Here is a 21995-nt window from a genome sequence, read left to right on the forward strand (position 1 = left end):
CGGGCACCACCTTGGCAATGGCATCGATGGCATTGCTGAAATGCATGGACCTTTCCCTGTCAGTGTACCTGACAGGGAAAGGTCTCATGATCAGCTTATTGAAGGTAGGCTTAACTGACTGGCATTAGGCCTAGGCCGGGGTCATGGGTCATGCCGCGAGACTCGGGAAATTACGGCATATCGCTGTCGTTGCGGTCTTCACGGGCATCGACGCCTTTGTCCTCGACGAGCTCTTCGTCCTGATAGGACGTCTGGTCGTCGCCGTCCTGGGCGCCCATCTCGGAATCCCGGTCCTCGATGGCATCGACGCCATCATCCGAAGCCAGCTCGTCCTCTTCGGCCATGGCACCGTTGCCGGTATTGTCGATACTGGTCGACTCCGTGCTCTCTTCGGGCTTTTGCGGTGGCACGTTATGGCCTTCGACGCCCGCCTCGACGCCGCTGTCCGGTGCAACCTCGGAGGTTTCCTGCGCCAGCGCGGTGCCCGACAGGGCCAGCAGCGATGCCAGCAGCGTGGAACTCAGGGTCAGTGATAGTCCTTTCACATTTTTCATGGTCATACCTCCTTGCATGGTCATTTTCCTGTCCTGCGGTCGAAGAGTCGTTCTTTCAACCTCGCCTTGCAGAACGGGGTGTCACTAGGCGTTGAAACCTATACAAAAACTAGACTCCATAAGATCTTCTGTAAAGGATTGTGTGCTCGACCGGGCCCGCCCAAGCGTGCCGTCGGGTCCTGGGTATCTGGCATACATAGTCGATGAACGATCGAACCTCAACTGCCGGGGCCTTTACCACCAGGGCTCGTTGTGGCGCTCCGCGCGCAGTTTCTCGCGGGCGATGAACAGCGCAGCGATGGCGCGGGCCTCGTGGAAGTCCTCGCGGGCGAGCAGGGCGGAGAGGGTTTCGAGGGCGTGGGTCTCGACGACCAGCGGTTCCGGCTCGTCGCCGGGCAGTCGTTTCTCGTACAGGTCGGTGGCGAGCATCACCTGCATGCGATGGTTCATGTAGTTGGGCGCCAGCGACAGCTCGACCAGCGGCTCGATGCGCCGCGCGCCCATGCCGCACTCTTCCATGAGCTCACGGTTGGCGGCGGTGACGATGTCCTCGCCCGGGTCGACCAGCCCCTTGGGCAGGGTCAGTGCATAGTCGTCGAAGCCGGCGGCATACTCCTGAATGAGCAGCACATGATCGGGATCGGGCATGGCGACGATCATCACCGCGCCGCTACCGCTGCCCTTGAGGCGCTCGAAGGTCCGTTCGGCGCCGTTGGAAAAGCGCAGCTCGAGGCTTTCGATGGTGAACAGGCGGCTGCGCGCGATCTCCTCGCGGTCGAGGATCTGGGGCTTGCGGAGCGGCATTGGCGGCATGGCGGGCGTATCCAGTACAATGAGACGGTGTATCCGTCTCTTTTACCACTGCCGCGGAGCCCCTGGCCAATGCTTGATTGGCGCGCCATCGACACCGTCCTGCTGGACATGGACGGCCCGCTGCTGGATCTGCACTTCGACAGCCATTTCTGGCTCGAACATCTTCCCCGGCGCTATGTCGAGCTCCACCGTCTCGACGAGGCCACCCAGGACACGCTGCGTGCGCGCATCCTTCGCGAGCAGGGCACCCTGAACTGGTACAGCCTGGCCTACTGGCGCGAGGAGCTGGGCGTGGATATCGTGGCCCTCAAGCGCGAGGTACAGCACCTGATCGGCCTGCGCAGCGACGCGCTGGATTTTCTGACCTGGCTGAAGCGGCAACATCCGCGCGTGGTGCTGGCGACCAACGCCGATCGCGAGAGTCTGGCGCTCAAGTTGCCACTGACCGGCCTCGAGCGGTATCTGGACGCGATCGTCTCGTCGGCCGATGTCGGCGTGCCCAAGGAACGCCAGGAATTCTGGTTCGCGCTGCAGGAGGTCGAGCCGTTCGACCCGCAGCGCACGCTGTTCATCGACGACAACCCGGCGGTGCTGGAGAGCGCCCGCGAGTTCGGCATTCGCCACCTGCTGGGCATCAAGCAGCCCGACAGCCGTCGGCCCGAACGCGAGCTCGAGGCGTTTATCGCCCTCGATCGCTTCGCGGCCTTGTTACCTGCCAATTGAGTCGCCATCTACCCACCATGCAACAGGTACGCATCGACAAATGGCTATGGGCGGCGCGCTTCTTCAAGACGCGCGGCCTGGCCAAGAAAGCCATCGAGGGTGGCAAGGTTCAGTACAACGGTGCCCGGGTGAAGACCAGCAGGATGGTCGAGCCGGGCGCGCTGATCAGGGTGCCGCAGGGCTGGGATTACTGGGAGGTCGAGGTGCTGGCGGTCAGCGACCAGCGCCGCGGCGCCCCCGAGGCGCGCGAGCTTTATCGCGAGACCGCCGACAGTCTGGCCCGCCGCGAACGCGAGGCCGAGAATCGCCGGCTCGCCAATCAGGCGATGCGCGCGCCGCCCGGCCGCCCCGACAAGCGCGAGCGGCGCAGTATCCAGCGCTTCCAGCGCCAACGCCCCGGCGAAGACGATTGAGCCGCCGTCCTCTCGCCATGACCCCATTTCGAACCCGAGTGCGACGATAGCCGATGACCGATCAGATCCAGCGTTTCCTTTTCGATGACACCAACGTGCGCGGCGAGATCGCCGGTCTCGAGCGTGCCTACGCCGAAGTGCTCGAGCGCCATGCCTACCCCGCGGCGGTAACGCGGCATCTGGGCGAGATGCTCGCCGCCGTGGCGCTGCTCACCGAGACCGTCAAGCTCGACGGCACGTTGAGCATCGAGGTGCGCGGGGAGGGCGCCTTGAGCCTGCTGATGGCCGAGTCCAACCCCGGCGGTGAACTGCGCGCCATCGCCCGCCTCGACGAAGACGCGCCGTTGCCGGACGACGATGCCGACTTTCGCGCGCTGGTCGGCGAGGGGCGTATCGTGATCACCCTCGACCCGCGCGAGGGCAATCGCTATCAGGGCATCGTGGCGATCGAGGAACCTACGCTGGCCGGCTGCCTCGAGGCGTATTTCGCACGCTCCGAGCAGCTCGCCACGCGCTTGTGGCTGGCGGCCGACGGCCAGCGGGCGGCCGGTTTGCTGTTGCAGCAATTGCCCGACGATAGAAGCAACCGCGACCCGGACGCCTGGGAGCGCACCGTGCATCTGGCCGGTACCGTCAAGCAGGACGAATTGCTGCACCTCGGCCAGCGCGAGTTGCTGCACCGGCTGTATCACGAAGAGACCGTGCGGGTTTTCGATCCCAAGCCGTTGCGCTTCGCCTGCAACTGCTCCCGCGAGCGCATCGCCCAGGCGCTGCTCAACCTGGGCGCCGAGGAGTTGCGCGGGATCCTCGACGAGCAGCAGGCCATCGATACCCAGTGCCATTTCTGCCATACCCGCTATCACTTCTCGGCGGCGGACATCGAGTCGCTGATCGAATCGCCGGATGCCGGGGCGCCGACCCTGCACTGATGCGCTGCGGCGTGACGGGCGGGGGCTTTTTGCCATACTGTTTCAGCCTGTATACCGATTCGACCCAAGAGGCGGCAAACGTCCACGACGGTATTCAGTGAAGCACTTTTGGCTAACGAGAGAGAACCGGCCCCCGGCCCCAGGACCCACTACCCATGACAATCAACCAAGCTGCGCCCCGGACGCTTACGGAACCGCGCGCCAGGAACCATACCAACTTGACCGCCGTCGAGCTCGTCGAGCGCGCCATCGCCCGTGGCGAAGGCCGGCTGGCCGACAACGGTGCGCTGGTGGTCAATACCGGGGCGCGTACAGGGCGCTCCCCGAGCGACCGATTCATCGTCGACGAGCCCTCCACCGCCGAACTGATCGATTGGGGCAAGGTCAACCAGCCGTTCGACGCCGAGCGTTTCGATGCGCTGTGGGAGCGCGTCGAGGACTACCTGGCGGAGGGCGAGAGTTACACCGCCGAGTTGCACGTCGGTGCCGACCCCGAGCACTACCTGCCGATACGGGTGACCACCGAGACCGCCTGGCACTGCCTGTTCGCGCGCACCCTGTTCGTGCGCCCCGAGGTGTTCAACCCCAAGGGCAAGCATGAATGGACGATTCTCAACGCGCCGCACTTCACCTGTGAGCCGGAGCGCGACGGCACCAACTCCGATGGTGCGGTGATTCTCAACTTCGCCCGGCGCCGGGTGCTGATCGCCGGGATGCGCTATGCCGGCGAGATGAAGAAGGCGATGTTCTCGGTGCAGAACTTCCTGCTGCCCGAGAAGGACGTGCTGCCCATGCACTGCAGCGCCAACGTCGGCGAGGATGGCGAGACGACGCTGTTCTTCGGCCTCTCGGGGACCGGCAAGACCACGCTGTCCGCCGACCCCGCGCGTTATTTGATCGGCGACGACGAGCATGGCTGGGGCGAGGGCACGGTGTTCAACATCGAGGGCGGCTGCTACGCCAAGTGCATCGACCTGTCCGAGCGCAACGAGCCGATCATCTGGCAGGCGATCCGCTTCGGCACGGTACTCGAGAACGTGGTCCTCGACGAGCGTCGTCACCCCGATTATGCCGACGACGGCCTGACCCAGAACACCCGCGCCGCCTATCCGCTGGAACATGTCGAAAAGCGTGTCGCCGCCAATCGCGCCGGCGAACCCAATGCGATCGTCTTCCTCACCTGCGACATGAGCGGCGTTCTGCCGCCGGTCTCGATCCTCTCCAAGGAAGCCGCGGCCTATCACTTCCTGTCGGGCTACACGGCCAAGGTCGGTTCCACCGAAATGGGCTCGTCGGCCGGGCTCGAGGCGACCTTCTCGACCTGCTTCGGGGCACCGTTCTTCCCGCGGCCGGCCCGCGAATACGCCGACCTGCTGATCAAGCGTATCGAGGGCTTCGGGTCGCGCGTCTACCTGGTCAACACCGGCTGGACCGGCGGCAGCCACGGCCAGGGTGGCAGCCGCTTCAGCATCCCCACCACCCGGGCGGTGATTGGCGCGATCCAGTCCGGCGCGCTCAAGGAGGCCGAGACCCGGACCATCGAGGGGCTCAACCTGGCGGTGCCGACCAGCGTTCCGGGGGTCGATCCGCAACTGCTCGACCCGCGAGGGACCTGGGGCGACAAGGACGCCTACGACAACCGGCGTCGGGAGCTGGTGGCCAAGTTCGTGGCCAACTTCGCGAAGTTCGAGGGGGTCGACGAGGCGATCGTCGCGGCGGGGCCGCAATACGACGCGACTTGACCTGCCGGGAGAACCGCGGGCGAGTCCCGCGGTCGAAACAGGGAGCGCCCGCGGCGTTCCCTGTTTGCGTTCGGGGCGTACCGAAACCGCCGAGGCACATGCCGTGAGAGGCGGACTGACGAGGAGATTCGACCATGCACAGACGCCACTTCCTGGGACTGCTGGGCGCCGGGGGCCTGGCCGGGCTGCTGCCGGGGTGGGCGCTGGCTCGCCCGCAACTTGATCTCGAGCGTGCGGCGACTATCGAGCCGCTGGAAGTGAGCGAAGCGCAGTGGCGGGAGCGACTCAGCGATGCCCAGTTCGAGATACTGCGCGAGGCGGGTACCGAGCCGGCCGGCTCCAGCCCGCTCAACGCCGAGAAGCGCCCCGGTGTCTATCGCTGCGCCGGCTGCGACCTGGCGTTGTTCGACAGCGAGACCAAGTTCGAGTCGGGGACCGGCTGGCCGAGTTTCTACGACCACATCGAGGGGCATCTGCTGACCGAGCGCGACTTCGTGCTGCTGATTCCGCGCACCGAGTACCATTGCGCGCGTTGCGGCGGGCATCAGGGTCACGTCTTCGAGGACGGCCCCGAGCCCACCGGGTTGCGCTGGTGCAACAATGGCCTGGCGCTGCGTTTCGAGCCGCGCCAGGCCTGAGCCGCTTGGAGTGCGCTTCAGAACCCTGTTCCGCTACAACCTGCCCTCAGCACATCGTGTCGGAACTAATCCGGAATGTGTTCTTAGAAGTCTTCCCAGTCGTCGGCCGCGGCGGCTTGCGCCGGTTTGGCGGCGGGCTTGGCGGCCGGCTTGGCGGCGGAGCGCTGTGCCGGACGCGATGGAGCGCTTATCTGCGCTACGTGCGGGGCGGCCTCGGAGCCGGCGCTGAGCCTGAAGCTGGCGAGCAGGTCGTTGAGGCGCTCGGCCTGTTCGCGCATTTCCCCGGCGGCGGCACCGAACTGCTCGACCATCGCGGCGTTGTGCTGGGTCATGTTGTCCAGGTCGGTGACCGCGATGTTGACCTGGCTGATGCCCAGGCTCTGCTCCTTGGTTCCCGCGCTGATCTCGCCGATCACGTCGGTGACCTGCTCGACGCTCTTGACGATCTCCTGCATGGTCTGGCCGGTGCTCTTGACCAGGCTGGCGCCCGACTTGGTGCGTTCGACCGAGGTGTCGATCAGCGTGCGAATGTTCTTCGAGGCGTCGCTGGAGCGGCTGGCCAGGGTGCGAACTTCCTGGGCGACGACGGCGAAGCCGCGACCGTGCTCGCCGGCACGCGCCGCTTCCACCGAGGCGTTCAACGCCAGGATGTTGGTCTGAAAGGCGATGCCGTCGATCAGCGAGATGATCTCGCTGATCTGCGCGGCCGAGGCGCTGATGTCGTCCATGGTGCGCTCGACCTGCTGCATGGCTTCCTCGCCCTGACGGGCGATCTCGACCGTCGGCTGCGCCAGCTTGTTGGCCTGCTGGGAGGCATCGGACGTGTTGCCCACGGTCGAGGCGATCTGTTCCATCGATGCCGAGGTTTCCTGCAGGCTGGAAGCTGCCTGCTCGGTGCGCGAGGCCAGGTCCTGACTGCCCTTGGAGATTTCGCTTGCCGCGGTGTTCACGCCCAGGGTGCTGGTGCGTACCGAGATCAGCGTCTGGTCGATGCGAGCGATGAAGGCGTTGAACTGGCGGGCCAGGTCGCCGATCTCGTCGCGGCGGTTCGACTCGATGCGCGCGGTCAGGTCGCCGTCGCCCTCGGTGATCTCCTTGATGCGCGACGTCACCGCGCGAATCGCCCGTGACATCATCAGCGGACCGAACAGCGCCAGCGTCACGGCGGCGATGAAGATGATCACGCTGACGGTCATGACGATGTGTTGCTGCGTCTCGGCACGCGCCAAGGTCGCGGCTTCGAGTTCCTTGATCTTGTCGAGCGCGCTGATGCCGGCCTGGTCGTAGACGTCGCGCAGGGCATTGAAGGCCTGATACGAGGGGCCCTCCAACTGGGCGATGGCCTCGGCCTGTTGACCCGCATCGTCGAGCGTGAAGACGCGCTGGGATTGCTCGGACCAGGCCGCATAGAGCGTATCGAAGCGTGCCGCGATCTCGTCGGCAGCCAGGTGATCCTGCATCAGATCGGTGAAGATGTGCAGGCGATCGAAGGCCTGCTGGGCATTCTCGCGATAGTTGGCGAGGTGCTCGGCCGCCTTGGGTGAGTCTGCGCTGGCGTATAGATATTCGAGTTCGGCCACGCGTGCCTGGTAGAGGTCACGGTCGCCGTTGAGTACTTCCGATATGGCGGGAGTAAAGGTCTCCCTGAACTCGCTGAGGCGATGCTTCATGCTGTTCACCAGCAGGAAGTCCGCGATCACGATGATCATCAGGGCGAGGGCGACGGCAATGAAGGCGGCGGCGTACTTGACGCTGATGCGATGTAGTTTTTGGAACATGGACTGTTCTCCTGCGCTGTTCGGCGAGCGTCGTCCGGGGAATCCAGAGGCCTAACGTTCGCATCGGTAGCGCAAAAGTACTGCGCGCCGCGATCGGCGTCGACGGCGCGGGGAGAACTGTCACCTTTGTTTACGTTCGGCGCGGATCGTCGTCAGTGCCTGAAGCCTTCGACGATATGCCGGGCGAGGCCCTCGACGACCGGTGAGGTGGCTCCCGCTGCGCGCAGCAGCACGATCGACGAAGCGGGCAGCGGCGGGAAACCCTCCGCCTCGCCGAGGATGCGCATGTCCGGGGTGACCAGGCTCTTCATCCATGCCGAGACCGCCAGCCCCGCACCCACCACGGCCTGCAGCGTGGCCAGGCTGGGGCTCGAATAGGCGACCCGGAACTGGCGCCCGGCCATGGTCAGGGCATTGCAGGCATGACTGCGGCAGAAGCACGGCTCCTCGAACAGCGCCAGCGGCAGCGGCGATTGCTCGTGCGGGGCGTGACTGTCGGCGATGACCCAGACCGTCTCGTCCTGACGCAGGATCTCGCCGATCTCGTGACCCACCTCGCGGGTCACGATGCTCAGGTCGAGACTCCCCGGCTGACGGCTCAGCAGTTCGGAAGAGGGCGCGCACTGCACTTCCACATCCACCAGTGGCCAGCTCTGCGAGAACGACTTGAGGATGCCCGGCAGGTAGCGCATGACGTAGTCGTCGGGCACGCCGATTCTTACCCGCCCGACCATGTCCGGCTCGCGCAGCGTGTTCAGCGCCTCGCCGTGCAACTCGAGAATGCGCCGGGCGTAACCGAGCAGCGTGGTGCCCTCGCTGGTCAGGCGCATCTGGCGGCCTTCGCGCTGGAACAGCGGACGCTGGATCACGTCCTCTTCGAGGCGCTTGATCTGCATGCTGACCGCCGACTGGGTGCGGTTGACCGCTTGCGCGGCGCGGGTGAATCCGCCGTGATCGGCGATCGCGACGAAGGTCCGCAGCAGTTCGTGATCGATGGTCTGAAGCATGGTTGGTCATCACCCTAGTTGATGTCGGGCATCAAGAACATTCGTTGGATTGATTCTACCCCGCTGGCGACACTGCTTCCATCACTGGCCAATCGACAAAACGGGAGGGCGTCGTCATGGCACTGTTCGATGGAAAATTGGAAGTGGCCCGGGGAGGCGAGTACGAGATCGCGCGGGGGCAGGCGGGAGCCATTTCGGCGATGACCTGGCTGCGTCGCCTGGGCCGTCGCTTGCGTCGCTGGCAGCAGTTGCATCACGAGCGGAGCCAGTTGTGGTCGCTGAGCGACGCCACGCTCAGGGACATCGGCCTGAGCCGGGCCGACGTCGAGCGCGAGGCGAGCCGGTCGTTCTGGGACGATGGCGGGACTCACCGATAAGCGAAGCTCCACGGACAAGGCCCGTCGGTCTGCGCTGCCGACGGGCTTTGTGGTACCTTGTCGCGAACTTTTTGTCGCTGGATCGCCAGCCGCTGGTACGCCAAGGATTTCATGGACGCCCAAGCCAAGATCACCGCCCGCCTCGCCGGGGAACTCGCCGTTCGTCCCAACCAGGTCGCCGCCGCCGTGGAAATGCTCGACGGCGGCGCCACCGTGCCGTTCATCTCGCGCTACCGCAAGGAGGCCACCGGCGGCCTCGACGACGGCCAGCTGCGCGAGCTCGAGGAGCGCCTGCGCTACCTGCGCGAGCTCGAGGAGCGGCGCTCCGCGGTGCTGGCCAGCATCGACGAGCAGGGCAAGCTCACGGACGCGCTGGCCGCCCGGATTCACGAGGCGGACACCAAGCAGCGCCTGGAAGATTTGTACCTGCCCTACAAGAAGAAGCGCCGCACCAAGGCCCAGATCGCCCGCGAGGCGGGACTCGAGCCGCTCGCCGATGCACTGCTCGGCGACCCGACGCTGGACCCCGAAAGCGAGGCCCAGGGCTATCTGCGCGCCGCCGAGGGCGACACCCCGGCCATCGAGGACACCAAGGCGGCCCTCGACGGTGCCAAGCAGATCCTCATGGAGCGCTTCGCCGAGGACGCCGAGCTGGTCGGGCGGCTGCGTGACCGGCTGTGGGACGAAGGCGAGCTGCGCGCGCGGGTGATCGACGGCAAGCAGCAGGAGGGCGCCAAGTTCTCCGACTATTTCGAGCACGACGAGCGTCTCGCCAAGGTGCCTTCGCACCGTGCGCTGGCGATGTTCCGCGGCCGGAACGAGGGCGTGCTGGCGCTGAGCCTCAAGCTGCCCGGCGAGGACGAGGCGCCGGTGCATCCCGCCGAGATTGCCATCGCCGGCCACGCCGGCGTCGAGGACCACGGGCGCGCTGCCGATCGCTGGCTGCGCGAGGTGGTGCGCTGGACCTGGCGTGTCAAGCTCTACACCCATCTCGAGACCGAGCTGATGGGGCGGCTGCGCGAGCGCGCCGAACTCGAGGCGATCGGGGTCTTCGCCGCCAACCTCAAGGATCTGCTGCTCGCCGCGCCGGCCGGCCAGCAGGCGACGCTGGCGATCGACCCCGGCCTGCGCACCGGCTGCAAGGTGGCGGTGGTCGACGCTACCGGGCAGTACCTCGAGCAGGCGGTGATCTACCCGCACGCGCCGCACAAGCGCTGGGACGAATCGCTGGCGACGCTGGCCAGGCTGGTCGACAAGCACGGCGTGAGCCTGATCGCGATCGGCAACGGCACCGCCAGCCGCGAGACCGACAAGCTGGCCGGCGAGCTGGTCAAGCGGCTGGCCGCTCAGGACACCTCGCGGCGGCTCGCCAAGGTGATGGTCAGCGAGGCTGGCGCTTCGGTGTATTCGGCCTCCGAGCTGGCGGCGCGGGAGATGCCCGATCTCGACGTGACCGTTCGCGGCGCGGTGTCGATCGCCCGGCGCCTGCAGGATCCGCTGGCCGAACTGGTCAAGATCGAGCCCAAGTCGATCGGCGTCGGCCAGTACCAGCACGATGTCTCCCAGGTGCAGTTGTCGCGCAGCCTGGAGACGGTCATCGAGGATTGCGTCAATGCCGTCGGGGTGGACCTGAACACCGCCTCCGGGGCGCTGCTCTCGCGGGTCTCGGGACTCAACCCGGGGCTCGCCGAGAACATCGTCGCGCGGCGCAACGAGCGTGGCGCGTTCCGCAACCGCCGCGAACTGCTCGAGGTCAGCCGCCTGGGGCCGCGCACCTTCGAGCAGTGCGCCGGCTTTTTGCGCATCATGAACGGCGACAACCCGCTCGATGCCAGCGCCGTGCACCCCGAGGCCTACCCGGTGGTGACGCGGATCGCCGAGCGCGGCGACCGCAAGCTGGCCAGCCTGATCGGCGACAGCGCCTTCCTGAAATCGCTCAAGCCCGCCGACTACGTCGACGACAGCTTCGGCGTGCCGACGGTGACCGATATCCTCAAGGAACTCGACAAGCCCGGCCGCGACCCGCGGCCCGAGTTCAAGGCCGCCGAGTTCCGCGAGGGCGTGGAGACGCTCAAGGATCTGGAGCCGGGGATGATCCTCGAGGGCAGCGTGACCAACGTCACCCACTTCGGCGCCTTCGTCGATATCGGCGTCCACCAGGACGGCCTGGTGCACATCTCGGCGCTGGCCGAGAAGTTCGTCGACGACCCGCGGCAGGTGGTCAAGGCCGGTGACATCGTCAAGGTCAAGGTCATGGCCGTGGACATCGAGCGCGCGCGGATCGGCCTGTCGATGCGCCTGAGCGACGAGCCCCAGGCCGAGGACGGCTCGGCGCCTGCCCGGGGCGCCCGGCGTCAGCAGGGCGACGGCGAGCGGCGCAACAAGGGCGCGCGTCGCGGCGGCGGCGCGGAAAAGCGGACGAGCAGTGGCGACAAGGACAACGGCGGCATGGGCGCGCTGGGCGAGGCGCTGCTCAAGGCCCGCAACAAGCGCTGATGCATGTTGTATTTCATTAGCCTTGAAAGGGCTGTGTCAGACGCCATAATCTGACGCTTCATCCAGCGTCGCGGCAAGCGGCGGCGAATCGCCTGAAACCGGGGGTGTTCAACTTGTCCGAGCAACTAGTCAAGGCCGTCGAGCGGCTCAAGGGGCTGGCCCGCGAGGGTCGGCTGGGTCGCTTGCGCCGCGGCGTCGAAAAGGAAGGCCTGCGCGTCGACCGTCGGGGAGCGATCGCGCAGACGCCGCATCCCCGGGCGCTGGGGTCGAAGCTGACCCACCCGCACATCACCACCGATTACTCCGAGTCACTGCTCGAGTACATCACGCCGGTCTACTGTCGTCCCGAGGACGCGACGGCGTTTCTCGCCGACCTGCATCGCTTCAGCTACCGCCACCTGGACGACGAGCTGATCTGGCCGGCGAGCATGCCCGGCCGCCTGGACGGCAACGACAGCGTGCCGATCGCCGATTACGGGCGCTCCAATGTCGGCACCATGAAGTCGGTGTACCGCAGGGGCCTGGATCTGCGCTACGGGCGGATCATGCAGTCGATCGCCGGCGTGCACTACAACGTCTCGCTGCCCGAGGAATTCTGGCCGCTGCTGCGCGAGCTCGAGGGCGCGCAGGACAAGCCGCTGAACGGCTATCGTTCGGGACGCTACTTCGACATGATCCGCAACTTCCGGCGCAACAGCTGGCTGCTGCTGTATCTGTTTGGTGCCTCGCCGGCGCTGGACCGCAGCTTCTTGACCGGCGCGGTACCCGACAAGCTCAAGGCCCACGCCCGGGAGACCCTGGTGTCGCCGTACGCCACGAGCCTGCGGATGTCCGACCTGGGCTACCAGAACAAGGTCCAGGCGCAGCTCAAGATCTGTTTCAACTCGCTGTCCAACTACGTGGGTACCCTGCGTCACGCCATCAGCACTCCGTGGCCGGCCTACCAGCGCATGGGCGTCAACGAGGGCGGCGACTGGCGACAGCTCAACGCCAATATCCTGCAGATCGAGAACGAGTACTACAGCGACATCCGCCCCAAGCGCGTGGCGCGCCACGACGAGACCCCCACCCAGGCGCTCGAGGCCCGCGGCGTGGAGTACATCGAGGTGCGCTGCCTCGATCTGAACCCGTTCCTGCCGTTGGGTATCGACGAGACGCAGATGCGCTTTCTCGACACCTTCCTGCTGTGGTGCCTGCTCGCCGAGAGCCCGTGGATCCCCGACGAGGAGTGCGACCGGCTGGACGACAACCGCCAGGCGGTGGTCGAGCGCGGCCGCGATCCCGCCTTGACGCTGGCCATCGATGCCCGTGAAGAGCGCCTGGCGGACCGCGCCGAGACGATCTTCGACGAGCTGCGCGAGGTGGCCGGGCTGCTGGATGCCATCGAGGCCTCGCAGGCTCACATGACGGCGATCGACGATCTGGCGCCATTGCTGCGCCACCCCGAGCGCACGCCCTCGGCGCGTCTGCTCGATGTGCTTCAGGAAAGCGGCGGCGAGTTCGTCGACTACATGCTCGAGCTGGCCGGGGAGCAGGCGGCGAACTTCCGCGGCGAGCCGATGGATCCCGCGCGCCAGTCGCTGTTCAGCCAGCTCAGCGGGACCTCCCATCAGCAGCAGGACGACATCGAAGCCGGCGATCGCGAAAGCTTCGAGGCCTTCCTCGAGGCCTATTTCGCACGCGCCCGGGAACCGCGACCGGCGTCGACGGTCTGAGCGTTTCATTCGGGCCCGCCTGGCGGGCCCGTGCTTTTTGTTGCGGGTTTGCATTCACTGACGGGAGCGGAAATGGCGGCTAGCTTGGGTGGGACGTGGACGCGGCGGATGACGGTTCGCCACTGGAGTCTGGCCGGTCTGGCCTTCTGCGCGCTGATGATGGCGGTGGCGCTGGCGCTGCAGTACGTGGCGGGACTCGAACCGTGCCCGCTGTGCATCTTTCAGCGTGTCGCGGTGATCGTCGCGGCGCTGGTCTTTCTGGCCGCGGCGATCCACGATCCGCGTGGCTGGGGCGGTGGCGTCTACGGCGTGCTGGGGTTGGCCGCGGTGGGCGGCGGCATCGCGGTGGCCGGGCGCCATGTCTGGCTGCAGTCGCTGCCGGCCGATCAGGTGCCCAGTTGCGGCCCGGGGCTCGACTACATGGTGGAAGTGCTGCCGATGTGGGACGTGCTGTCACGGGTGCTGTCGGGGTCCGGCGAATGCGCCGCGATCGAGGGCGCATGGCTGGGCGTGACCCTGCCGCAGTGGACTTTGGTCGGATTCGTGGTTCTGTCGCTGGTGCCCATCGTACTGATTGCTCGTGGCTTTCTGGGCGGGCGTCGCGGCTAGCCGATGAATCTTCCGCGCGCAGCATTGACAGCCATGCGACCACGAGGGACGCTGAGCTCGTGCAGGTCGCATGAACGCAGGGAGGCAGGACAATGCTGGAAGATTGCAAGACCGCTCAGGAGCGGTGGGGTGGCGTCCACCGACTGATCGATCGCTGGTTCGACGAGCGCCGCGAGATGCTGGTCGCCATGCTCGAGTTGCAGGAAGCCTGCGACGCGGATCCCGAAGCGATCTCCAAGGCGCAGATCGATCGCTTCAGCGAACTGCTGATGGACTACATCAGCGCCGGGCACTTCGAGATCTATCCGCAATTGCGCGAAGAGGCCGAACAGTTCAACGATCACGAGGCACTGAAACTCGCCGAACAGCTGTTGCAACGCCTGGAGATGTCCACCGCCATGGTGCTGGAATTCGACGAGGACTACTCTACGCCGACCCGCTGCCAGCACTACCTGTTCCGCCTGCCGGCCTGGATGGATCGCCTGCGCAAGGCCCTGACCGAGCGCTTCGCCCTCGAGGACCAGCTGATCAGCCGCCTGCATGCCGCGCATTCACCGCCGCCGGCCCCCGAGGTCGCCCCCAGCGCCACATACTGAGCCAGTGCGCCGAGCCCTGGATCCGGGAGTTCTTGTGAGTTGGATCTGGGCCCTTGTGGGAGGGGACTCGTTCCCGATTGGCGCCGCGAGGCGCCCGGCATGGCCCGGCGGGTACAGTGCCCGACCCCATCGCGAATAGCTTCGCTCCGACGCAACCCTGCCACTCGATCCGGACTCGAGAGAGTGTCTTCCTATCACGACCCTTGCGTCGTTCTGCGCCGGCCGCGCAGGCGCGCCCCGACACGGGCGCCGAGATACAGCATGCACGGCGTCAGCAGCAGCGTCAGCGCGGTGGCGAAACCCAGCCCGCCGGCGATCGCGCTGGACAGCTGGGTCCACCATTGGGTCGAGGGCGCGCCGAAGCCCAGGCTGGGCGAGAGCAGGTCGACATTGACGCTCAGCACCATCGGCAGCAGTCCGAGCACCGTGGTGATGGCAGTCAGCAGTACCGGCCGCAGGCGCCGGCTGCCGGCCTCGAGCGCGGCGTCGAAGGCGTCGAGACCATCGCCCAGCAACTGGTTGTAGGTATCGATCAGCACGATATTGTTGTTCACCACGATCCCCGCCAGGGCGATAATGCCCATGCCCACCATGACGATGCCGAACGGCTGCGCGTTGAGCAGCAGGCCGAGCAGCACGCCGGCGGTGGAGAAGACGATCGCCGAGAGCACCAGCCCGGCCTGGTACAGGCTGTTGAACTGGGTGACCAGGATGATCGTCATCAGGAAGATCGCCACGCCGAAGGCCATGCCCAGAAAGCGGCTGGTCTCGGCCTGGTCCTGCTGTTCGCCGGCGAAACTGAAGCGTACCCCCTCGGGGAGTGAGTCGAGTGCGCCGCTCAGCGCGCGCAGGCGCTCGTCGACCTGACGGCCGGGTTCGACATCGGCTTCCAGGGTCAGCGCGCGGCGACCGTCGACGCGGTGCAGGGTACCCACCTTGGGCGCCGGTTCCAGGCGCACGAACTGGCTGATCGGTACCTGGCCCCGCGAGGTGGTGACGTTCAGCCGGCGCAGCTGGTCGAGGCTGCGCCAGGCGCCGGGCAGGCGCACTCGGATATCGACTTCGTCGTCGGCGTCGGGCGGGCGGTAGGTGGCGAGCTGCAAGCCGTTGGTGACCAGCTGCACCGCGCTGCCGACGGTGGCGACGTCGGCATCGAAGCGTGCCGCCGCCTCGCGGTCGACGCGCAATCGCCATTCGACGCCCGGCAGGCTGCGGTTGTCCTGGATGTCGCGGAACCCGCCGAGGTCGTTCATCGCCGCGCGCAACTCATCGGCGGCCCGCTCGATGGTCGCCGGCTGGCGCGCGGTGAGTTCGATCTGGATCGGCTTGCCGCCGCTCGGGCCCTGTTCCTGTTCGCGGAATTCCAGGCGCACGCCGGCCAGGTCGGCGGTGCGTTCGGCCATCTCGGCGAGAATCCTCCGCGCCGGCCGGCGCTGCTCCCAGTCGACCAGTTGGAAGGTCAACTGGCCGATCACGTCGGCGCCGAGCTGGCCGTCGGAAATCGCGAAGGAGCGCGCATAGAGCGCCTTGATCTCGCGCATTCCGGCGACGCGGTCCTCGACGCGCTGGACCACGGCATCCTTTTCGGCGATCGACAGGTCGCCGCGGGCATGCACCAGGATCTGGGCGCTGTCGGGTTCCACCGAGGGGAAGAACTCGACGCCGTGATTGAAGCGCGCGTAACCGACGTAGACCAGCGCCATCAACAGCAACGCGCCGGTCAGCGTCAACGCCGGATGACGCAGCAGCCGCGCCAGCACCCGGCGGTAGAGTCGCCCGCCGGCGCTGGCCTGCGTGCTGCCGGTGGCGCCGTGGCGGCGCAGCAGGTGGCCCAGGGTGGGCAGGAACACCAGCGCCATGGCCAGCGAGGCGAGCAGGCACAGCACCACCGTGGCCGGCAGGTATTTCATGAATTCGCCGACCACGCCGGGCCAGAACAGCAGCGGCAGGAATACTGCCAGGGTGGTGGCGGTTGAGGTGATCACCGGCCAGGCCATGCGCCCCGCCGCGCCGGCCCAGGCGGCGCGTGCCGGCTGGCCCCCGGTGAGGTTGCGGTCGGCCTGCTCGGCGACCACGATGGCCCCGTCGACCAGCATCCCGGCGACCAGGATCAGCGCAAACAGCACCACGATGTTGAGGGTGTAGCCGACCGCCCAGATCAGCAGGATGCCGGTCAGGAAGGCGCCGGGAATGGTCAGCCCGACGAGCAGCGCCGAGCGCAGCCCCATGGTCGCCAGGATCACGATCAGCACCAGCACCACCGCGGTCAGCACATTGTTGAGCAGATCGTCGAGCAGCCGGTCGACGGTGATCGATTCGTCCATGATGATGCGCACGTCGAGGGTCTCGGGCAGTTGGGGCCCGGCCTCGGCGAGCAGCGCCTTGACCGCGTCGATGGTGGCGATGATGTTGGCGCCGGTACGCTTGGAGATCTCCAGCACCATCGCCGGCTGGCCGTTGATGCGCGCGTAACCGGCGGGGTCCTTGAAGGTGCGGTGGACGGTGGCGACGTCGCCGAAGGTAACCACCCGGTCGCCGTCGACCTTGACCGGCATGCCGAGCAGGCCGTCGAGGTTCTCGATCACCCCGGGGACCTTGATCGCCAGACGCCCGGCGCCGTTGTCGATGCTGCCCGCGGCGACCAGCTGATTGTTGCGGGAGACCAGGGTGAGCAGGGTGTCGAAGTCGATGCCGTAGCTGTCGAGAACCAGTGGATCGACGACGATTTCCATCAGGTGTTCGCGTTCGCCGGCGATATCCACCTCGAGCACCTGGGGGATGCTCTCGATGGCGTCCTGCAGGCCGCGCGCCGCGGTCTGCAGCTCGGCGGCGGACAGCGGCCCGGAAAGGCCCACCGAGAGCACCGGGAAGCGCGACACGTTGACTTCCATGACCCGCGGCTCATCGGCCTCCTCGGGCAGCGAACTGCGTGCGATGTCGACCTTCTCGCGCACGTCGGCGAGTGCCTGGCGGGGGTCGAAGCCGGCGTCGAACTCCAGGGTGATCGAGGCGAAACCCTCGCTGGCCTGGGCGGTCATCTTCTCGACGCCCTCGATGGCGCGCAGCTCCTGCTCCATGGGCCGTACCAGCAGGCGCTCGGCGTCCTCCGGGCTGACCCCCTCGAGGGTCATCGAGACGTAGATCATGGGTATCGCGACGTCGGGGTTGGCTTCCTTGGGGATCGCCTGGTAGGCGAGCCCGCCGGCCAGCAGCAGGAACGCCAGCAGCAGCAGCGTGGTGCGCGAACGGTCCAGCGCGGCGTCGATCAGCGCGCGCATCAGCTCGCGTCCCGGTCGGACGAGTCCGGCTGGGCCGCGGCCTGCCCGGCCGGCACCACCTCGACGCGTTGCCCGGCGTCGACGAAACCGCCACCCAGGCTGATCAGGCGAACCTCATCGGGCAGGCCGCCGACCCAGGCCTGCTCGGCGTCGGCGCTGATGATCTCGACGGGCATGAAGCGCACCGTGCCATCCTCGTCAACGCTCTTGACGCCCATCCGGCCGCGTTCGTCGAGGACCAGCAGGGCCGGCGAGATGCGGTGTGCCGGCCGTTCGGGCAGGGCGATGTCGAGCGTCGCGCTGCCCCCGGCTATACGCAGCCGCCGGGGGTTGGCCACGCTGACTTCGATGGGGTAGCTGCGGGTGGCCTCCTCGGCGCGGCTGGCGAGAAAGCTGACCTGGCCCTCGAGGGTGCGTCCGTCGAGCAGCGTGACGGTGACCGGCATCCCCTCGCGGACCTCGCCGGCGCGACGCTGGGGCAGCCACGCCTTGGCCTCGAGATGGGCGATATCGACCAGCAGGCCGATCTCCTCGCCGGCTTGCAGGTAGTCGCCGCGGTCGATCTCGAGTCGGTCGAGCACGCCGGCGAAGGGCGCCTCGATTTGCGTGTCGGCGAGCGATTCGCGCAGCCCGGCAAGCTCGGCACGGCTGCGGGCCAGCTCGCTCTCGAGACGCAGCAATTCGTTGTCGGAGACCAGGTTGCGGCCGCTGAGCTTTTGTCCGCCGGCGAGCTCCGAGCGGCTCAGGGCGAGCTGCGCTTCGGCGCGCTCGATCTGCGCCGGCAGGTCGCCGGGGTCGATCTCCACGAGCCGCTCGCCGGCCTCGACGCGACTGCCCTGGGGGGCGGGCAGGGCGCTGACCTCGCCGGCCCGGCGGGCGCGCAGGGTGACGTCCTGGCGCGGTTCGAGATGCCCCTGGAGAATCACGTGCGGGGTATGCGCCCGTGCCCGAGAGGCCTCTACCTGGACCCGCGGCAGGCTATCCCGGGCGCTCGTCTGCGCCTCGGGGGCCTGTTGGCGAAAGCGTTGCATGTCGCCGAAGGCCAGCCAGATCAGCAGCGCCACGCCGAGCAGCAGGGCGAGCCAGGCGGGGGACAACGAGAATCGCCAACGCATGTGCAGTAGTCCCCTGGTCCATCGTCCGTGTAAACGCAGTTGCCCCGACCGTGGTCGGGGCAGTCAGTGTATCAGGCAATGCCGATCCGGGAAGCCGCACGTGGCCGATGTGGGGGTCAGCAGCACTCCGGCTCGGCCACCCGCGCGGTGCGGGGGGCCGATTCGAGAGACTCGCCGGGGGCGACGAGCTTGAGGATACGATGCGTCTCGCGGCGCACTTCCCTGAGGCGGGCCGGGTCCTTGCGCAGCGTCTCGGCGCGCACCGGAACCAGTTGCGCGAGGCGCGCCTGCCACGGTGCGGAGGCGAAGCGCTCGGGAAAGCAGCGCGCGATCAGGTCGAGCATGATCGAGGTGGCCGTCGAGGCGCCGGGCGAGGCGCCCAGCAGGGCGGCCAGGGAGCCGTCCTTCGCGGTGACGATTTCGGTGCCGAACTGCAGCACCCCGCCGTGTCGGGGGGTCTTCTTGATGATCTGGACACGCTGCCCGGCGACTTCGAGCTGCCAGTCCTCGGCCCTGGCATCCGGATAGAAGGCGCGCAGCTCCTCGACCCGCTGGGCGTGGGAGAGCCGGACCTGATCGAGGAGATATTTCATCAGGCTGAAGTTGCTGCGCGCGACGGAGAGCATCGGGCTGAGGTTGGAGGTGCGGACGGTCTTGACCAGGTCGAAGATGGAGCCGTTCTTGAGGAACTTGGTGGTGAAGCCGGCGAAGGGACCGAACAGCAGGGAAGGCTTGCCGTCGACATTGCGGGTGTCGAGGTGCGGCACCGACATGGGCGGCGCGCCGACGGCGGCATTGCTGTACACCTTGGCGTGATGCCGCGCGACGACTTCAGGCTTGTCGCAGCGCAGCCACTGCCCGCTGACGGGGAAGCCGCCATAGCCCTTGGCTTCGGGTATCCCGCTTTTCTGCAGCAGGCGCAGCGAGGCCCCGCCGGCACCGAGGAAGACGAAGCGCGAGCGCACTATGCGCCGGCCGCCGTCGCTGGTTTCGATCTTCAGGCTCCAGGTGCCGTCGGCATTGCGCTCGAGGTCCCTGATCGTCTGGCCGGTGCGGATGCCGACCCGATCGCTGCCCTGTTCGGTCAGGCGGGTCAGCAGCCGGTTCGTCAAGGCCCCGAAGTTGACGTCCGTGCCGTCTTCGACCTGGGTTGCGGCGACCGGCTCGCCGGGCTCGCGTCCCGCCATCAATAGCGGGGCCCAGCCTGCAATGGTCGCGGGATCCTGCGAATACTCCATCGACTCGAAGCAGTGGTGGTTGCTCATGGCCTCGTGGCGAGCGCGCAGGAATCTCACGTTCTTCTCGCCACGCACGAAGCTCAGGTGCGGCACCGGCGACAGGAAGTCGGCGGGGTCGCCGAGGTTGCCATGCGCGACCAGGGAGCTCCAGAGCTGCTTGGATTCCTCGAAGAGGGTGTTGATATGGACGGCCTTGCCGATGTCGAGCGAGCCATCGGCGTTGGCGGGGGTGTAGTTGAGTTCGCACAAGCCGGCGTGTCCCGTGCCGGCATTGTTCCAGGCAAACGAACTTTCGCCGGCGATGGAGTCCAGGCGCTCGACGAGCTCGATGCGTGCCGTGGGCTCCAGTTCATTCAGCAGTGTGGCGAGTGTGGCGCTCATGACTCCGCCACCTACGAGTACGACGTCAACGGCCTCTTCCATGGTTGGTTGTCACCCTTTGGGCTGATTCAAATAAGCCCATTATACCGGCCGGCATGGAAAAGACGAGCCGTTCAAAAGGTTTGGGTTATGCAACTCGGGTTTGCCATAAGCAAAACCTTGTCTTTGGTTCGGGCAAAAAAAAGCCACTCAATCAATGGTTTGAGTGGCTTTCTGGTGCGACTCCCGATGCCGCAGCGCAGCATCGCAAGGGCGATTATATTTTTCTATCGCAGGCTAATTATTCGCCAGTTACGCTCGCGGGCGATGCGCTCGAGAGTGGCATCGGGGTCCACGGCGACCGGGTGGTCGACCTTCTCGAGTAGCGGCAGGTCGTTGTGCGAGTCGCTGTAGAACCAGGCGTCGTCGAGGGTCACGTCGCGGCTGGCGAGCCACTCGTCGAGGCGTTCGATCTTGCCCTCGCGGAAACTCGGCGTGCCCGATACGCGCCCGGTATAGCGCCCCTCGGCGACCTCGGGGTCGACGGCGATCAGTTCATCGACGCCCAGTCGCCTGGCGATCGGCCCGGTGATGAAGCGGTTGGTGGCGGTGATGATCAACAGGGTGTCGCCGCGCTCGCGATGGCGAGCCAGCAGCTCTTCGCCCTTGGGCAGTACGTGGGGCTCGATCTTGCTGGCCATGAACTGCTGATGCCAGGCGGCCAGCTGCTCGGGGCTGTTGTCGGCGAGGGGCTTGAGGGCCAGCGCCAGGTAGGCGTGGATGTCCAGCGTGCCGTCCTGGTAGGCGGCGAGAAAGCGCTGATTGGCCTCGCGATAGCTGACCGGGTCCACCGCGCCCTGCTCGACCAGAAACTCGCCCCAGGCATGGTCGCTGTCGATACCCAGCAGGGTATTGTCGAGATCGAAGATGGCCAGGCTCAAGAACTCTCTCCTCAGGTCGGTGGTGGCGTAGCCGGCTAGGTTGCCAGGGCGGCGGCGATTATTGCAGAACGACCGGCGCTTGCCCACCGCTCGGGGTTTAGGGCCGTGTATTGATGCGCTTTCAACGTTTGTGGAAGAATGAATCCAATATTGGATTTCATAAGGTGAAGCCCGTGATCGACGCTGACGGCTTCCGCCCCAACGTTGGTATCATCATTACCAACATGGAGGGCCAGCTGCTTTGGGCGCGTCGGGTTGGGCAGAATGCATGGCAGTTTCCTCAAGGAGGCATCAAGGGTTACGAGTCACCGCAACAGGCGCTCTACCGGGAGTTGGAAGAGGAGATCGGCCTCACCCCCGACGACGTCGAAGTGCTGGCCTGTACCCGAGGGTGGCTGCGCTATCGCCTGCCCCGGCGCATGATACGCACGCAATCGCGGCCGATCTGCATCGGCCAGAAACAGAAGTGGTTCCTGCTCAAGATCCGCTGTCAGGACAGCCGTATCTGCATGGATACCACGGCCAAGCCGGAATTCGACGGCTGGCGATGGGTCAGTTATTGGTATCCGCTGGGGCAGGTCGTGCCCTTCAAGCGGGAGGTCTACCGACGCGCGCTGCGGGAGCTGGCGCCTCGGGTCCAGCGACTCGCCCTGGGGGAGGGGTGAGCCCGCGG

General features: G+C 66.7%; 19 protein-coding genes. 11 read left to right on the forward strand and 8 right to left on the reverse strand.

Going from position 1 to position 21995, the window contains the following annotated elements:
• Nucleotides 1-170: 170 nt before the first annotated feature.
• Nucleotides 171-554 carry a hypothetical protein gene (locus tag HR9077_RS20970; protein ID WP_136069242.1) on the reverse strand — a complete coding sequence of 128 codons (384 nt, stop codon included), beginning with the start codon at nt 552-554 and terminating at the stop codon, nt 171-173.
• A gap of 234 nt (nt 555-788) precedes the next feature.
• A complete protein-coding gene (nudE, locus tag HR9077_RS20975) occupies nt 789-1367 on the reverse strand; it encodes an ADP compounds hydrolase NudE (protein WP_136069243.1) in 579 nt (192 codons plus the stop codon).
• Nucleotides 1368-1436: 69 nt separating this feature from the next.
• Here nudE and yrfG point away from each other — a divergent pair, with 69 nt between their 5' ends.
• The 5 genes from yrfG to msrB all read left to right on the forward strand — a co-directional run bounded on the left by yrfG (nt 1437) and on the right by msrB (nt 5812).
• The gene (gene yrfG, locus HR9077_RS20980) at nt 1437-2090 is read left to right on the forward strand and encodes a GMP/IMP nucleotidase (protein WP_136069244.1); all 654 of its coding nucleotides are present in this window, start codon (nt 1437-1439) and stop codon (nt 2088-2090) included.
• 17 nt (nt 2091-2107) lie between these two features.
• Complete coding sequence (locus HR9077_RS20985) at nt 2108-2503, forward strand: RNA-binding S4 domain-containing protein (RefSeq protein WP_136069245.1); 396 nt, start codon at nt 2108-2110, stop codon at nt 2501-2503.
• A gap of 53 nt (nt 2504-2556) precedes the next feature.
• A complete protein-coding gene (hslO, locus tag HR9077_RS20990; protein ID WP_136069246.1) occupies nt 2557-3432 on the forward strand; it encodes an Hsp33 family molecular chaperone HslO in 876 nt (291 codons plus the stop codon).
• A gap of 155 nt (nt 3433-3587) precedes the next feature.
• On the forward strand, nt 3588-5174 hold the full coding sequence (locus HR9077_RS20995; RefSeq protein WP_136069247.1) for a phosphoenolpyruvate carboxykinase: 1587 nt from the start codon (nt 3588-3590) through the stop codon (nt 5172-5174).
• 134 nt (nt 5175-5308) lie between these two features.
• Entirely contained in the window at nt 5309-5812 is a 504-nt protein-coding gene (gene msrB, locus HR9077_RS21000; RefSeq protein ID WP_136069248.1) for a peptide-methionine (R)-S-oxide reductase MsrB, read from the forward strand.
• Nucleotides 5813-5895: 83 nt separating this feature from the next.
• Here msrB and HR9077_RS21005 read toward each other — a convergent pair whose 3' ends face one another.
• Nucleotides 5896-7590, reverse strand: a complete 1695-nt coding sequence (locus tag HR9077_RS21005) for a methyl-accepting chemotaxis protein (protein ID WP_136069249.1) — start codon at nt 7588-7590, stop codon at nt 5896-5898.
• 152 nt (nt 7591-7742) lie between these two features.
• Complete coding sequence (locus tag HR9077_RS21010; RefSeq protein ID WP_136069250.1) at nt 7743-8597, reverse strand: LysR family transcriptional regulator; 855 nt, start codon at nt 8595-8597, stop codon at nt 7743-7745.
• 116 nt (nt 8598-8713) lie between these two features.
• Between HR9077_RS21010 and HR9077_RS21015 the strand changes: the two genes are divergently transcribed.
• The 5 genes from HR9077_RS21015 to rsd all read left to right on the forward strand — a co-directional run bounded on the left by HR9077_RS21015 (nt 8714) and on the right by rsd (nt 14390).
• On the forward strand, nt 8714-8974 hold the full coding sequence (locus HR9077_RS21015) for a DUF1127 domain-containing protein (RefSeq protein WP_244613404.1): 261 nt from the start codon (nt 8714-8716) through the stop codon (nt 8972-8974).
• 111 nt (nt 8975-9085) lie between these two features.
• The gene (locus tag HR9077_RS21020) at nt 9086-11470 is read left to right on the forward strand and encodes a Tex family protein (RefSeq protein ID WP_136069251.1); all 2385 of its coding nucleotides are present in this window, start codon (nt 9086-9088) and stop codon (nt 11468-11470) included.
• A gap of 113 nt (nt 11471-11583) precedes the next feature.
• On the forward strand, nt 11584-13185 hold the full coding sequence (gene gshA / locus HR9077_RS21025) for a glutamate--cysteine ligase (RefSeq protein WP_458692932.1): 1602 nt from the start codon (nt 11584-11586) through the stop codon (nt 13183-13185).
• A gap of 108 nt (nt 13186-13293) precedes the next feature.
• Nucleotides 13294-13794 (forward strand): disulfide bond formation protein B, encoded by a 501-nt coding sequence (locus tag HR9077_RS21030; RefSeq protein WP_136069253.1) that lies wholly within the window; start codon nt 13294-13296, stop codon nt 13792-13794.
• A gap of 92 nt (nt 13795-13886) precedes the next feature.
• Entirely contained in the window at nt 13887-14390 is a 504-nt protein-coding gene (gene rsd, locus HR9077_RS21035) for a sigma D regulator (RefSeq protein WP_136069254.1), read from the forward strand.
• A 194-nt stretch (nt 14391-14584) separates the two neighbouring features.
• On the opposite strand, the gene HR9077_RS21040 is transcribed toward rsd, so the two are convergent.
• From HR9077_RS21040 to HR9077_RS21055, 4 genes are all read right to left on the reverse strand, one after another.
• The gene (locus HR9077_RS21040; RefSeq protein WP_136069255.1) at nt 14585-17668 is read right to left on the reverse strand and encodes an efflux RND transporter permease subunit; all 3084 of its coding nucleotides are present in this window, start codon (nt 17666-17668) and stop codon (nt 14585-14587) included.
• Nucleotides 17668-18783: an efflux RND transporter periplasmic adaptor subunit gene (locus tag HR9077_RS21045; protein ID WP_136069256.1), complete on the reverse strand. Its 1116-nt coding sequence runs from the start codon at nt 18781-18783 to the stop codon at nt 17668-17670. Before HR9077_RS21045 ends, HR9077_RS21040 begins: the two co-directional genes overlap by 1 nt.
• A 116-nt stretch (nt 18784-18899) precedes the next feature.
• The gene (gene mqo / locus HR9077_RS21050) at nt 18900-20444 is read right to left on the reverse strand and encodes a malate dehydrogenase (quinone) (RefSeq protein WP_136069257.1); all 1545 of its coding nucleotides are present in this window, start codon (nt 20442-20444) and stop codon (nt 18900-18902) included.
• Nucleotides 20445-20668: 224 nt separating this feature from the next.
• Nucleotides 20669-21322 carry a histidinol-phosphatase gene (locus tag HR9077_RS21055; protein WP_136069258.1) on the reverse strand — a complete coding sequence of 218 codons (654 nt, stop codon included), beginning with the start codon at nt 21320-21322 and terminating at the stop codon, nt 20669-20671.
• Between the two features lie 173 nt (nt 21323-21495).
• On the opposite strand from HR9077_RS21055, the gene HR9077_RS21060 reads away from it, so the two are divergent.
• Nucleotides 21496-21987: an RNA pyrophosphohydrolase gene (locus HR9077_RS21060; RefSeq protein WP_210726001.1), complete on the forward strand. Its 492-nt coding sequence runs from the start codon at nt 21496-21498 to the stop codon at nt 21985-21987.
• The last annotated feature ends 8 nt before the right edge of the window (nt 21988-21995 follow it).

This window comes from Modicisalibacter radicis, from assembly GCF_900961225.1.
GTDB lineage: Bacteria > Pseudomonadota > Gammaproteobacteria > Pseudomonadales > Halomonadaceae > Modicisalibacter.

What these genes read in the sequence shown, in the direction of transcription:
- mqo (WP_136069257.1), bottom strand. Translation starts at nt 20,444, where the DNA reads ATGGAAGAGGCCGTTGACGTCGTACTCGTAGGTGGCGGAGTCATGAGC.
- HR9077_RS20970 (WP_136069242.1), bottom strand. Translation starts at nt 554, where the DNA reads ATGAAAAATGTGAAAGGACTATCACTGACCCTGAGTTCCACGCTGCTG.
- HR9077_RS21015 (WP_244613404.1), top strand. Translation starts at nt 8,714, where the DNA reads ATGGCACTGTTCGATGGAAAATTGGAAGTGGCCCGGGGAGGCGAGTAC.
- HR9077_RS21030 (WP_136069253.1), top strand. Translation starts at nt 13,294, where the DNA reads ATGACGGTTCGCCACTGGAGTCTGGCCGGTCTGGCCTTCTGCGCGCTG.
- HR9077_RS21020 (WP_136069251.1), top strand. Translation starts at nt 9,086, where the DNA reads ATGGACGCCCAAGCCAAGATCACCGCCCGCCTCGCCGGGGAACTCGCC.
- HR9077_RS21045 (WP_136069256.1), bottom strand. Translation starts at nt 18,783, where the DNA reads ATGCGTTGGCGATTCTCGTTGTCCCCCGCCTGGCTCGCCCTGCTGCTC.
- HR9077_RS21010 (WP_136069250.1), bottom strand. Translation starts at nt 8,597, where the DNA reads ATGCTTCAGACCATCGATCACGAACTGCTGCGGACCTTCGTCGCGATC.
- hslO (WP_136069246.1), top strand. Translation starts at nt 2,557, where the DNA reads ATGACCGATCAGATCCAGCGTTTCCTTTTCGATGACACCAACGTGCGC.
- HR9077_RS20995 (WP_136069247.1), top strand. Translation starts at nt 3,588, where the DNA reads ATGACAATCAACCAAGCTGCGCCCCGGACGCTTACGGAACCGCGCGCC.
- rsd (WP_136069254.1), top strand. Translation starts at nt 13,887, where the DNA reads ATGCTGGAAGATTGCAAGACCGCTCAGGAGCGGTGGGGTGGCGTCCAC.
- HR9077_RS20985 (WP_136069245.1), top strand. Translation starts at nt 2,108, where the DNA reads ATGCAACAGGTACGCATCGACAAATGGCTATGGGCGGCGCGCTTCTTC.
- nudE (WP_136069243.1), bottom strand. Translation starts at nt 1,367, where the DNA reads ATGCCGCCAATGCCGCTCCGCAAGCCCCAGATCCTCGACCGCGAGGAG.
- HR9077_RS21005 (WP_136069249.1), bottom strand. Translation starts at nt 7,590, where the DNA reads ATGTTCCAAAAACTACATCGCATCAGCGTCAAGTACGCCGCCGCCTTC.
- msrB (WP_136069248.1), top strand. Translation starts at nt 5,309, where the DNA reads ATGCACAGACGCCACTTCCTGGGACTGCTGGGCGCCGGGGGCCTGGCC.
- yrfG (WP_136069244.1), top strand. Translation starts at nt 1,437, where the DNA reads ATGCTTGATTGGCGCGCCATCGACACCGTCCTGCTGGACATGGACGGC.
- HR9077_RS21040 (WP_136069255.1), bottom strand. Translation starts at nt 17,668, where the DNA reads ATGCGCGCGCTGATCGACGCCGCGCTGGACCGTTCGCGCACCACGCTG.